Below are 12483 nucleotides of genomic sequence, written 5' to 3'. Positions count from 1 at the left end.
AAGGAGCCCGTGCCGTCGTGACGACATTCTGGAGAGCACGATCGGCGCGCCGTCGTGCCTTACTGGTCGCCATCGGTGCCGCGGTGTTCACCCTCGCCATGCTGCTGTCTCTGGCGGCGGGAGTGACGCAGCGCGGGGCATCCGCCCAGGTGCGGCACGCGTTCGAAAGCGTCGGACCGTCGCACCGCTCTCTGACTCTGACCGTCACCGATGAGCAGCTGACGGCGCGTGACGAAGCCTCAGTGCGCAAGGCGATCGCGGATGCCTTCGGCGACGCCCCCGTCGACGTGCGGCACACGAGATCCGCCGGCACGTCCTCCGGCAACGGCACCGAGCGGTGGATCGTGACACCGCGCATCGGCGACGTGACGCCTGCAGACCTCGCTGCGCTGGAACACGGCTTCACGGTGCTTCCCGGCCGCGCGAGCTCGGCGCTCGCCGACGTGGGGGGCGCCTCAGCGAGCGGGGGTGCCGCGGCGACGACCGCGAGCATCCAACAGTCGCTGCGCACGGTGGAGACGACGAGCGTCGTGCCGCTCGGTGTGATCGGCGTCGCGGGTGCGATCGCGGCGGCGATGCTCGGTCGCTTGATGATCGTCGCCCGCCGGGAGGAGGACCGCCTGCTGCGCTCGCGGGGCGCGTCGAGCGCCCTGCTCGTCGGTCGTGCAGCCGCCGAGGCCGTGTGGATCGCCGTGCCGGCGGTGGTCCTCGCGGCGGTGGTGGCCCAGGTCGTGCTGTGGCTGCTGTACGGCGCGCCGGAGAGCGTCGCCGAGGTCGCCGTCGCACCGCTCGCCGCGCTGGTCATCGCCGTCGCGGCGATGACGGCGGTGAGCGTGCCCGCGGCGTTCCGGTCGTTGGGCGATGACGGAGGAACGACGCGACGCTCCGGGGCAGGCACGGCGGCAGGTCTGACGGCGCTGCTCCTGGTCTTCGCCGCACTGTGCACGTGGCGCTTCGTCACGGCGGGCAGTGCCGCCGCCGTGATCCGCGACCCGCTCGCCATCGTGGCGCCCGCCCTCGTGCTCTGCGCGCTCGCGGTGCTCGGCACCGTGCTCTTCGCGCCCATCGCCAGAACGCTCGAGCTTCCGCTCGCTCGGGGCCGCGGGCTCCGGCTCGCGCTCGCCGCTCGGCTCACCGCCCGTAACACCGCAGTGCTCGCCGCACCGATCATGCTCGTCGCGCTCGCCGTGGCCGTAGGCACCCTCGCCTCGGGAACGACGTCGACCTCGAGCACGTTTCTCGACGACTCTGCACGAGCCGTCAACGGCGGCGCCGCTCGGCTCCTGTTCGCCGGCGACACGATGCTGGCCAGCGACGCCGACCTGCTCCCGGAGCGGCTTCGCAGCGACTCCCTCTCCGACGATCCCGGAGTGACCGCCGTGCTGCGCACGAACGGCTCGATCGGTCAGGTGAGCGCGGATGTTCTGGGTGTGCGCGCCGCCGAACTCAGCACGCTCGTGCCCGTCGGCCGGTCGATCTTCGACGCCGCAGGGGTGACTGCCGCTCTTGAGCCGAACGGCGGGCCCATTCCGGGGCCGGTCATTCCGAAGGGAGAGAAGACCTTGCAGGCGCGCATCGTGTCCTCGGGAACGTGGGCGGCGGGCACAGATGAGACGGGCGCGAGCGCGGAGGCCGCACCCGCCGAGACGCCCACGGCATCGGTCACGCTGTGGCTCGTCGACGCCGCGGGAGACGTCGCCCCGCTCACGCTTCCCACCGTACCGATAGGACGCACCGGCACGGTCTCTGCCAGGCTGCCGAGCGGCGGCCCGTGGACGATCGCGGCCACCGACGTCGACGTCGTCTCCGCGGTGCCGGCAGCGGGCCTGAAGGTCGACGTCGACCGGCTCGAGGCGGGTGGGGCATCGCTCTCCGACACGGCGCAATGGAGCGTGCAGCAGCAGGTGTTCGACACGACGGGTGCGTCGGCTGCCGTGAGCGGCATGGGCGTGCGGCTCGCCTCCGTGGCGCCCGGGGTCGCCGGCGGCACCCAGGTGCGCGTGATGCCGCGGGGATCGACGACCGTGCCCGTCGCGGTGAGCGGCGCTCTGGCGGCACAGGCGGGCTCCGGTGTCGGTGCGTCGACGGCCGTCACGGGATCCATCGCCGGCTTCCAGGCGAAGGTGGTGCGGGTCATCCCGCTCGTGCCCGGCACCACGGGCACGCCGGCGATGCTCGCCGATCTGCCGACGCTCGTGCGCGGCTACCTCGCCACGTCACCGCAACTTCCCAACCTGCTCGAGGCGTGGACGACGGATGCCCGCGGGGCCGCCGCGTACACCGGCGCGCGGAAGGCGACCGTCCAGCTGCCGTCCACCTCGATCGAGGCGGGCTTCGTCGCGCTCGGCGCGACGGCGCTGTGGCTCGGCGCTGCAGGAGCCGCCGTCTTCGCACTCGTCGCGGTCGGAGCCACGATCGCCACGCTGCAGCGTCGGCGGCGTGACGAGACGCACGTGCTTCGGCAGCTGGGCGTGCGTGCGCGGGATCAGGCGCGCATCCGCGTCACCGAGCCGGCGTCGGCGACCGTGTTCGCCGTGCTGGCCGGGGCGGCGGCGGGGCTGATCGCCGCTGCGCTCATCGCGCCCTCGCTGGCCAGGGCGAGCGCGCCCTCCGCGCCCGGCGTGCTCACCGTGGTGCTCACGCTCGACCCGCTCGGCCTCGTCGTCGTGCCGATCGCGATCGTCGTCGTCGCTGCGCTGCTTCTCATCGGGCAGTTCCGAGCCACGCTGGCCGACGCGTCGGGGAGCGCGCGATGAACCGGCTGCGGCGGCGCTCCCTCGCGGACCAGGCGGGGCGACTCACGGTGCTCGGCCTGCTCGTGGCGGTGCTCACGATGGTCGCCGTCGGCGCACCGAGACTGAGCGAGGGGATGCTCGACTCGTCGCTGCGCGACACGGTGACGGTATCCTCGCCCTCGGCCCGCGACCTCATCGCCTCGGTCGAGGCCGACCACGAGACGGGCCCCTATGTGACCAGCGGCTTCACCGTCGAGCCGACCTGGAACGCCATGCCCGACGCGCTCGCGACGACGCGGGCGTCGATGCCCTCCGCGTTGCGGGAGGCGACGACTCCGGGCCGCTACGCGGGCGTCGCCGGGCCGGCGGGCAGCGAGGGCACGGCCGGGATGCCTGGCTTCGGCCTCGGGCCGGCCAAGGGCTCTCCCGGCGGCATCGAGGTGATGCAGCTCGAGGCGTATCCGCAGCTGCAGAAGGACGCGACGCTGGTGTCGGGGCACTGGCCCCGCGCGTGGGTCGCAGGCACTCCGATCCCCACCGTCCTGACCGTGGCCACGGCGAAGCGGCTCGGCTGGCGGGTGGGGGAGTCCCGCTCCCTTTCTATCAACGGCGACTGCGGCGCATCCAGGCACACCGTCGGGTATTGCGTGCTGCAGCTGGTCGGAACGATCGAACCGAAGCAGACCGACAGTGGCTTCTGGCAGCTCAAGCCGATCAGGACGAAGACCGAGTTCACCTACAACTCCGGCGGCAACCCGGTCTACGGCTCGGTCGGCTGGGTGGCGGCGGCGGGCTGGACGACGCTCGCGCCCCGCATCGGCGGTGTCGACGTCACCGCTTGGTACAACGTGGACGGCTCGCGGGTCTCCCTCGCCGGACTGCAGGCGCTGCAGGACGGTCTGACCTCGTTCCTCGCCAACCCGCGCGTGGTCGAGGACGGCACCGACGACGCTCACGTGCTGCAGTTCGCGAGCCTGCTGCCGAACATCCTGCAGTCGTTCCAGGCGACCAGGCAGTCCTCCGCCGCGATCATGGCGCTGGCGGCCGTCGCCGCGCTCGGCGTCGGACTGCTCGTGCTGCTCACGACCGTCAGCCTGCTCGTTCGCACCAGACGGCCGGTGCGCGAGCTGATGCGGGTGCGGGGGGCGACGGTCGCCGGGCTCGCGGCCGGCTCGGCGGGGGAGCTCGCCTGGGCCGTCCTGCCTGGCGCTGTGGTCGGGGCGGCGGCGGGCATCCTGCTCGCCGTCCGACCTCCCGGAAGCACACCGGTCGGCGTGCGCGAGGTGGTCACGCTGCTGGTCTGCGTGTTGGCTCCGATCGTCGCGGCCGCATTGTTCGTGCTCATCGGCGAGGGCCTGTCCGACGGCGTCAGAGCGGCGACCGCCCGGCAGCGCTGGATCGGCGAGGTGTTCCTCGTGGTGCTCGCTGCCGCCGCGTTCGTCACGGTGACGGGCGAAGCGGCCTCGGAGGCGCAGGCATCGGGCAACCCCGATCCGTTGAGCGTGGCTCTCGTGCTGTTGGCGGGGCTCGCGGGCGCGGTCATCGTGCTGCGCGGCTATCCGCTGCTGCTGCGGGGGGTGGGGCGGATGCTTCGCGGCCGCGGCCGGGCAGCAGCGTTCGTCGGGGTGCTGGAGGCGACGCGCAGCTCCGGCGTCGCCTGGCTCGTCACCGCAGCCCTGACCGCGACAGCGGCCGGCGTGCTGATCATGGTGATGGAGACCAGTGTCGGCACGGCCGCGACCCATGCCGGCGGCGGAACCGGTCCCGCAGTGCTCGTTCCGGGCCTCGTCGCGTACGTGGTCGCCGGGATCGTGCTCTGCTCGCTGTTCTCCGCGGCCGCCTTCGCCGTGTCCTCCGTCGCGGGCACGGTAGCCCGTCGACGTCGCGGCGGAATTCTGCATGTGCTCGGCTTCTCGCGCTCCCAGTCGACAAGGGTGTCGGCGTGGGGCGTCGTGCCAGCCGTCGTCATCAGCGTCGCGGTCGGTGTGGCGATCGGCCTGCTCTGCGGGATGCCCGTCGTCGGCGCGTTCCCGCCGCTGCCGGTGAGCAGCGGCCCGGGCAGCTCCGGCGGCACGATGACGATCTCGATGGCGGTCTCCTGGCCGCTGGTCTGGGTGGTGGGCTGCGGCATCCTGGTGCTCGCGCTCGCCGTGTGCTTCATCGCGATCGGTGCGGACTCCCGCGCCATCGCACGAGAATCGAGGAGGTCCTCGTGAATCCGCAACCCACGGCTGTCGCGGAGGCGCAGCCGCAACCGCAGAGAGACTCGGCCATCGCGTGCCGTGGCCTCGTGCGCATCTACGCGGCGAAGGGCATCGAGGTGCAGGCGCTGCAGGGACTCGACCTCGACATCGCGTCGGGCGAACTCGTGGCCATCGTCGGGGCGTCGGGGTCGGGCAAGTCGACCTTGCTGGGCATCCTCTCGGCCCACGACCGACCGACGGCGGGAACGGCCGTGGTCGCTGGGATGCCCGTGCAGGCGCTGACCCGCGCGCAGCGGCTGCACTACCGGCGCCGGGTGGTGGGCTTCGTGTGGCAGAACACCGAGCGCAACCTGGTGCCCTACCTGAGCATCGAAGACAACCTGACGCTCGCGAGGTCGCTGGGCTCGGGCCGTCGTCCTGCCGGCGCCCGATCGACCACGGCGGCCCAGCTCGTCGAGCTGATGGGAATCGGGGATGTGCTGGGCCGGCTGCCAGGGGAGATCTCCGGCGGGCAGCGGCAACGCGCCGCCATCGCGGTGGGACTGGTCAACGAGCCCGAGGTGCTGCTGGCAGACGAGCCGACCGGTGAGCTCGACGACGCGACCAGCGCTGAGGTGCTGGAGATGATGCGGCTGGTGAATCACGAGCTCGGCACGACGACGCTCATCGTCACGCACGACGCGACCGTGTCTGAGCATGTGGGGCGGACCATCCAGATTCGCGACGGCCGCATCTCGAGCGAGGTGTTCCGCGATCACCACGACATCCTGAGCGGCAGTGGGGTGCACCGGGAGTTCACGGTCGTCGACTCCGTGGGGCGCATGCAGCTGCCGACGGAGTACCTCGCGGCGCTGCAGATCCGCGATCGTGCACGGCTCGAGCTGCTGGAAGACCACGTCGGTGTGTTCCCTGAGACGCCGCGGCAGCCCGCGCCGACGGCGGAGGGACGGCCGGAGCCCCGGCAGAAGCCGGAGCCGAAGGAGGGTGACGATGACTGACGCGGAGGCGGAGGGTTTCGAGACGCGCGCTTCGCGTGCTCCTCAACCGGTGGGAGAGACGCGCGCTTCGGGTCCGGCGGGAGAGGCGTCCGTGATCCAGGCGCGCGGCCTGACACGACGATTCGTCAGCGGCGGCGAGACCGTCGAGGCGTGCCGCCAGATCGACCTCGACGTGCTGCCGGGCGAATTCGTCGTGATCCGCGGCCGTTCGGGAGCGGGAAAGACCACGCTGCTCTCCCTGATCTCCGGTCTCACCCGACCCTCCGAAGGCTCGGTGCGTGTGCTCGACGTGGACGTCGAGGCGTCGACAGAAGCGCGCCTCGTCGACCTGCGTCGCACGGAGCTTTCCGTGATCCCGCAGGAGTTCGGCCTGCTCGACGCGCTGACCGCAGCCGAGAATGTGGAGGTGCCATTGCGCCTCGACGAGGCGGATGCCCGCACCCGCGACGCGGCCGTCACCGCCGCGCTCGAGGCGGTCGGCCTCGGCAAGCACACCAGGCAGCGTCCGCCGGAGCTCTCGGGTGGCCAGCAGCAGCGGGTCGCCGTGGCGCGCGCGCTCGTACGTCCGGGAAGGCTCTTGCTCGCGGACGAGCCGACGGGATCGCTCGACTCGGCGACGGCATCCGTCATCACCGACGTGCTGCACGACCTGGCACGATCGCGCGGCGTCGCGGTGCTGGTGACGACGCACGACCCGGTCGTGGTGGCGAAGGCCGACCGCGTGCTGCAGATGCACGACGGGCACGTCACCGCGGCGTGAGCGCTCCTGCGTTTCGCGGCGAGCACGTCGGGCGTGTAAGAAGAAGTCGTGAAGTCTGAGGATGCCTCTATCCCCGCACACCTGGTGGGGAGACCGAGTCTGCTGCGATCCTTCAACGATCGCATGATGCTCGGACTGCTCTTCGATCGTGGTCGGCTCTCGAAGGCCGAGCTGGGCGCCGCGAGCAGACTGTCGAAGCCGACGGTCGGGCAGAGCCTCGCCCGGTTGGCCGAACTCGGCCTGGTCCGGGTCAGTGGATCGCGGACGGGACGTCCCGGTCCGGCGGCAGCCGTCTTCGAGATCGACCCCTCCGTGGGTTCGGTCGTGGTCGTCGACGTCGGAGACGACGACGTGCGCGGGATCGCCGTGACGACGGGTGGCATCTCCACGCCCGAGGTGCGCGTCCATCCGGGCGGGCGCGACGTGGTCGCTGTGCTGAAGGAGATCTACGGCCCGCTGACCCGCGACCTGCCTCTGGCCGACGGTGCGGAACACGTGATGGTCGTCGCGGTGTCTGGTGCATACGATCCTCGTGCCGACCTCGTGCACGAAAGCGGGCACCTCTCCTCGAGGATCAAAGGCCTTGATCGTCCAGGACTGCTCCGGCGGCTCCGCCACGAGTTCGGGTCGGGGGTCGCGGTGGAGAACGACGTCAACCTCGTCGCGCTCGCCGAACACGCGGAGGGTGTGGCTGTCGGCGCCGCGACCACCGCTCTGTTCTGGGCGGACTACGGCGTGGGTGCTGCGGGGGTCATCGACGGCAGGATCCACCGCGGCGCGACGGGCGGTGCGGGCGAGCTCGCCTACCTGCCGGTGGCCGGAGCCACGGCGACCTCGAGCGACGACCCGAAGGGCGGCTTCCAGGTGTGGGCGGGCGGCGAGGCGGTGACCGCGCTCGGCACGATGAGCGGGCTCACGGGGACGCCCGTGCAGATGCTCGAGACCGCGGCAGCGAACGAGGATGCCCACGACGACTTCCTCACGGCGGTCGCCGAACGCTATGCGAAAGGCATCAGCGCCATGGTCGTCGTGCTCGACCCCGACATCGTCGTGCTCTCCGGCCGCTTCGCCTTCGCGGGAGGCGACGTGCTCAGCTCGCGCGTGGCCGACTGCGTGGCCGAGCAGTCGATGCGACCCGTGCCCGTTCTGCTCGGGGCGTTGAGCGAGTCCCCGGTGCTGGCGGGCGCGATGTCGCTCGCCCGACGCCTGCAGCGCAGCGCGCTCCTCGATCGCGTGGATGCGCCCGTGTGAGCGAGTCGAGGCGGAGTCCTAAGCGTTCACCGGCACCCGAGCCGATGCCGCGCCCCGGTGCCCAGCACCGTCAGCGGCTCTGACTACGGCCCGGCAGGGGCGACGGCACTGAGGCACGCCACCCGCGCGAATAAAGAGCAGGGGGATGCGTTTAATGACTTACCCTTGATGGGTGACGACGACCGACCTGCGTCACGATCCGCAGCAGCGCGATCTGGCCACCCGTGACGACGTGATCACTCTTGTGACCACGTTCTACACGCGCGCCTTCGACGATCCGCTGCTCGGCCCGATCTTCACCGACGTCGCGCACATGGACCTCGACCACCACCTGCCGATCATGGCCGACTTCTGGCAGACCGCGCTCTTCAACGCGGGGCTGTATCACCGCAACGCGCTGCAGCTGCACTACGTGCTGCACGCGCGGCATCCGCTGGACGCGCGCCACTTCGAACGCTGGCTCGAGTTGTGGACCGCGACGGTCGACGACCTCTACGCGGGCGAGGCCGCCGACCGGGCCAAAGAACAGGCGCGGCTCATCGCAGGATCGATCCAGCGCAGGCTGCAAGGGCGCTCCGGCAGCCGATTCGAGTCGATCGGACAGCGCGGTGCACCGCCGCATGAGATGGTGCAGGGATGACCGAGCAGCCCATCGCCTCCGCGGAGGCCGCCGCACTGCAGCCGACGGCACGTCGACGCACGCTCGACGTGCTCGCGGCGGCGCGGCATCCCCTCGACGCCCAGGCCGTGGCCACAGCGCTCGACGTGCACGTGACGACCGCGCGCTTCCACCTCGACCAGCTGGAAGCGGCGGGCCTGGTGCAACGCCGGGCGGCACGCGAGAACCGGCCGGGCCGGCCGCGCATGGTCTACGCGCTGAGCGCGAGCCTGCGTGAGGCGGATGCCAGGGAGCAGCTCATCGAGGTGCTCGCCCGTGCGCTCTCGGACTCCGTGACCGACGAGGTCGCACCGGGAAAGTCGGCTGCTGTGCACGCCGGCGAGCGCTGGGCCGACGAGATCGTCGAGGAGGAATCGGCGTCGGCGCGGTCCGTGCCCGCCGACCCCGTGGACGAGCTGGTCGGGGTTCTCGACTCCCTCGGCTTCGAGCCGGAGGTCGGCGACGGGGAGATCCTCATGCGGGCGTGCCCGTTCCGCACGGCGGCACGAGACCGTCCCGACGTGGTGTGCGCCGTGCACAGAGGCCTCATCGCGCGGATGCTCGGCGACGAGCCCGATGGGAAGGGTGCTCAGAGGCTCCACCCGTTCGTGGAGCCGGAGCTCTGCGTGGTGACGCTGCCCGGGCGAGCGTGAGGGCTGCGCGAGCCTGGGGCGCTACGCGAGGGTGAGCCCGAGCACGCCGATCCACACCAGCAGGGCGACCTTGACGACCTCGAGGGCCACGTAGAAGAAGTGCATGCTGTGGCGGGGCATCCGGTCGGCGGTGCGGCCGTCGCGCACGCGGCGGTCCATGAGCGGTCGCAGCACGAGCGCTCCTGCCGCGAGCACGATGATCAACGCGATGGCGAGTCCGAGGGCGAGCGGGCTCATGGCCGCGCCCTGCACGGCGACGACGATGATCACTGCGATCGCGAGCACGCCCTCGATGGCGTTGAGCGTGCGGAACACGAGCCGGCCGATGCCGACGCCGATCTCCACCGTCACGCCGGGGGCGCGGAACTTGATCGGCGCCTCGAGGAACGAGATGCCGAGCACGAGTCCGAGCCAGACGAACGAGATGGCGATCTGCATCGCGAGTGCGGGAGTCACTGCCTGCCTGCCTTACATGAGCAAACGACGTGGCGCCGCCGTCGTGCGGTGTGCACCCGTCGTCATTAAACGGAGTAGATTCCTTTTTATCAGATGCAGTGCGCGACGGCGGCGTCGGTGCGCCTCGCGCAACGCCGATGATGCCGGGCGCCGCTCGCCCTCTCTCCTTCAGCGTCGAACGGCTACCCGAGCCCTTCGACGGGCGAGCGGCGCTCTCGACCTGAAACCGCGTGTGCTGGGATGGAGACCGTGAACGAACTGACCGCGATGCTCGGCATCGACACGCCCATCGTGCTCGCGCCGTTCGGCGGGCTCTCCTCGGTCGAACTGACTGCTACGGTCAGCGAGCGCGGCGGCCTCGGTTCGTACGGGCTCTACGGCTACGACGCCGAGCGCATCCGCAGCACCGTGGATGCCCTGCGTGCGGCGACCGCGCGCCCGTTCGCCGTCAACCTGTGGCTGCCGACCGGCACAGAGCGCGACCCGAGCGATGCGGAGTACGCCAGGGCTCTCGAGGCGACGGGTCCGCTGTTCGCCGAGGTCGGCATCGAGCCGCCCACGCGACCCGAGCGATTTCTCCCGTCGTTCGACGAGCAGCTGCAGGCCGTGCTCGACGCACGGCCGGCGGTCCTGAGCGTGGTGTTCGGTGTGCCGGATGCCGCGGTGGTGCAAGCGGCGCACGAGCGCGGCATCCGCGTGGTCGGCACCGCCACCACGGTCGATGAGGCACGCGTGCTCGCCGAGGGAGGCGTGGACGCGGTCGTCGCGACCGGCGCAGAGGCCGCAGGCCACCGGGTCTCGTTCCTCGAACCGGCCGATCACTCCCTCGTCGGCACGTTCGCGCTCGTTCCCCAGGTGCGCGACGTCGTCGACATCCCCGTGATCGCGGCCGGCGGTGTGGCCGACCGTCGTGGGGTCGCCGCAGCGCTCGCGCTCGGAGCCGACGGTGTTCAGGTGGGCACCGCCTTCTTGCGCACCAGGCAGTCGGCGGCGAACGACGCGCATCGCGCGGCCATCGCCGAGACCCCCGCGCATCGCAGCGTGCTCACCAGGGCGATGAGCGGTCGGCTGGCCAGAGGAGCCTCGAATCGAGCGATCGAGACGCTCGAACGCGCGGATGCCATCGCGCCGTTCCCCGCGCAGAACTGGCTCACCGGGCGGTTCCGTGCGGCGGCGGGCGCGCAGGGCAAGGGCGAGCTGCAGTCGCTGTGGCTCGGGCAGGCCAGCAGGCTGGCGCTGCTGGACGACGCATCCGCCGTGTTCGACGAGTTGAGGGCGGGCCTCGGCTGACGGGGCGTCAGGCCGCGGGGTCGACCAAGGCGAACTGCGTGGGCCGCGCACGGGCATCCACCGGTGCACTCGACCCTCGCCAGAGTCGCACGACGCTCCAGCCGAAGAGCACGCAGAGTGCGACGTTGCGTGCTAGAAGAGCTCCCAGCGCGAGTGGTTCGGCCGCGAGCACGAACCGGTACGCCCACGGATAGAACGCCTGGGTGGCGGCGGCGATTGCCAGCGTGAGCAGCGCGGCGAACCTGAACCGGTGCGGCTGCTGCACCAACCCGTAGACGACCGGAGCGGCGAGCCACGGGATGTACTGCGGCGACAGCACCTTGTCGAAGAGCATGAACGCGAGCACCAGCGCGAGAGCGAGCACCGGAAGAGCGCGTTCGTCGCGGCGGAACGCGGCACGCGTGCCGAGCGCCGCAACCCCGATGATCGTGATGAGCAGCACGGGAGTCATCATGGATGCCGCGATGTGGCTGCCGTCGCCGGTCACCTGGAACGTGTTCAGGGTCTTGTCGTAGAAGATGCGCGCGCCGCCCAGATGGAAGACGGCCGCCCACATCCAGACGGTCGACACGGGCGCCTCCACCTGCAGCCCTCGTGAGTCTTGTGTGCCGATGAAGCTGAAGAGCCGCCCGCCTGCTCCGAGCAGCACGGGCATGGCGACGATGGCAGCGGAGGTCGTGAGGGCGACGATGATCGTGCGTGCGCGCGACCGCACGCATACGAGCACGGCGAGCAGCAGGGCGGCGGGCCACACCTTGATCCACGTGGCGATGGTGAGCAGTGCGACGGCCGTTCTCGGCCGGGTTGCCAGCCAGAGCAACGCGAGCATCGCGATCGGCACCGAGACCGTGTCGAGGCGGGTGAGCGCGATGGGGCCGAGAAGGGCGACGAACGCGAGCCACCACCACGCGGCATCCATGCGTCGCGCCTCGCCTCGCGCCGTCAGCGCGACGACGGCGACCGCGTCGAGTGCGGTGACCATGAGCATCCACGCGGCTCCGTAGGCGGATGCGCCAGCGAGCGCGGGCAGCAGAACGGGAACCAGTGCGCCGATCGGATAGACCCACGCGGTGTCGATGCCGACGACGCCGTGCCCGTGAATGGCATGCATTGCCCAGGGGAGATAGACCCTGTGCACGTCGCCGAGATAGAACTGGCCGAACGGCAGCACGACCGCTGCGATGCCGAGGTGCACGAGCGCGAAGGCGACCCAGACGGCTGTGCGCGACCGGCGGGCATCCTTCACCCAGGCGCTCAGGCGTGCGCGATACCGGGCCGGCGCCGAGGCCCGGAGGGGAGTCTGTGCCGGCGGGAGAGGCGGAGTCTGTGCCGCGTCGGACCGCATGCTGCGAAAGCTAAGGCGGTGGCGTCGGGATTCGCTTCGAAAGGACTGGTGCGCGCGGCGGCCGACGGGTCGCGTCGGGTCGTTCGCCCCGTGGACACGGCTCCGCGGCGCCTGTGAGGGTCTTCACCGGCGC

The 12483-nt window shown here is 71.4% G+C and carries 10 protein-coding genes; 8 read left to right on the top strand and 2 right to left on the bottom strand.

Annotation, left to right across the window (positions count from 1 at the left end; translation table 11 throughout):
* Positions 1–17 precede the first annotated feature (17 nt).
* The 7 genes from FPZ11_RS08130 (at position 18) to FPZ11_RS08100 (ending at position 9259) form a co-directional block, all read left to right on the top strand.
* Positions 18–2756 (top strand): FtsX-like permease family protein, encoded by a 2739-nt coding sequence (locus FPZ11_RS08130; protein ID WP_146319891.1) that lies wholly within the window; start codon positions 18–20, stop codon positions 2754–2756.
* Positions 2753–4951 (top strand): FtsX-like permease family protein, encoded by a 2199-nt coding sequence (locus tag FPZ11_RS08125; RefSeq protein WP_146319889.1) that lies wholly within the window; start codon positions 2753–2755, stop codon positions 4949–4951. The genes FPZ11_RS08130 and FPZ11_RS08125 overlap by 4 nt, the downstream gene beginning before the upstream one ends.
* On the top strand, positions 4948–5937 hold the full coding sequence (locus tag FPZ11_RS08120) for an ABC transporter ATP-binding protein (RefSeq protein WP_146319887.1): 990 nt from the start codon (positions 4948–4950) through the stop codon (positions 5935–5937). The genes FPZ11_RS08125 and FPZ11_RS08120 overlap by 4 nt, the downstream gene beginning before the upstream one ends.
* A complete protein-coding gene (locus FPZ11_RS08115; protein ID WP_146319885.1) occupies positions 5930–6697 on the top strand; it encodes an ABC transporter ATP-binding protein in 768 nt (255 codons plus the stop codon). Before FPZ11_RS08120 ends, FPZ11_RS08115 begins: the two co-directional genes overlap by 8 nt.
* Positions 6698–6745: 48 nt before the next feature.
* A complete protein-coding gene (locus FPZ11_RS08110; RefSeq protein WP_146319883.1) occupies positions 6746–7948 on the top strand; it encodes an ROK family transcriptional regulator in 1203 nt (400 codons plus the stop codon).
* A 172-nt stretch (positions 7949–8120) separates the two neighbouring features.
* On the top strand, positions 8121–8588 hold the full coding sequence (locus FPZ11_RS08105) for a group III truncated hemoglobin (protein WP_210415986.1): 468 nt from the start codon (positions 8121–8123) through the stop codon (positions 8586–8588).
* The gene (locus FPZ11_RS08100) at positions 8585–9259 is read left to right on the top strand and encodes a helix-turn-helix transcriptional regulator (protein WP_146319881.1); all 675 of its coding nucleotides are present in this window, start codon (positions 8585–8587) and stop codon (positions 9257–9259) included. The genes FPZ11_RS08105 and FPZ11_RS08100 overlap by 4 nt, the downstream gene beginning before the upstream one ends.
* A gap of 21 nt (positions 9260–9280) precedes the next feature.
* Here FPZ11_RS08100 and FPZ11_RS08095 read toward each other — a convergent pair whose 3' ends face one another.
* Positions 9281–9715, bottom strand: coding sequence for a hypothetical protein (locus FPZ11_RS08095; RefSeq protein WP_210415985.1), 435 nt, complete (start codon positions 9713–9715; stop codon positions 9281–9283).
* A 240-nt stretch (positions 9716–9955) separates the two neighbouring features.
* Here FPZ11_RS08095 and FPZ11_RS08090 point away from each other — a divergent pair, with 240 nt between their 5' ends.
* Positions 9956–11005: an NAD(P)H-dependent flavin oxidoreductase gene (locus tag FPZ11_RS08090; RefSeq protein ID WP_146319879.1), complete on the top strand. Its 1050-nt coding sequence runs from the start codon at positions 9956–9958 to the stop codon at positions 11003–11005.
* Positions 11006–11012: 7 nt separating this feature from the next.
* Here FPZ11_RS08090 and FPZ11_RS08085 read toward each other — a convergent pair whose 3' ends face one another.
* Positions 11013–12350, bottom strand: a complete 1338-nt coding sequence (locus FPZ11_RS08085; RefSeq protein WP_146319878.1) for a glycosyltransferase family 87 protein — start codon at positions 12348–12350, stop codon at positions 11013–11015.
* Positions 12351–12483: the final 133 nt, after the last annotated feature.

This window comes from Humibacter ginsenosidimutans, assembly GCF_007859675.1.
Lineage (GTDB): Bacteria > Actinomycetota > Actinomycetes > Actinomycetales > Microbacteriaceae > Humibacter > Humibacter ginsenosidimutans.
Note: the sequence above shows the minus strand (reverse complement) of the source record. Positions and strands in the feature narration are given on the sequence as shown.

What these genes read in the sequence shown, in the direction of transcription:
- FPZ11_RS08125 (WP_146319889.1), top strand. Translation starts at nt 2,753, where the DNA reads ATGAACCGGCTGCGGCGGCGCTCCCTCGCGGACCAGGCGGGGCGACTC.
- FPZ11_RS08115 (WP_146319885.1), top strand. Translation starts at nt 5,930, where the DNA reads ATGACTGACGCGGAGGCGGAGGGTTTCGAGACGCGCGCTTCGCGTGCT.
- FPZ11_RS08100 (WP_146319881.1), top strand. Translation starts at nt 8,585, where the DNA reads ATGACCGAGCAGCCCATCGCCTCCGCGGAGGCCGCCGCACTGCAGCCG.
- FPZ11_RS08090 (WP_146319879.1), top strand. Translation starts at nt 9,956, where the DNA reads ATGGAGACCGTGAACGAACTGACCGCGATGCTCGGCATCGACACGCCC.
- FPZ11_RS08085 (WP_146319878.1), bottom strand. Translation starts at nt 12,350, where the DNA reads ATGCGGTCCGACGCGGCACAGACTCCGCCTCTCCCGCCGGCACAGACT.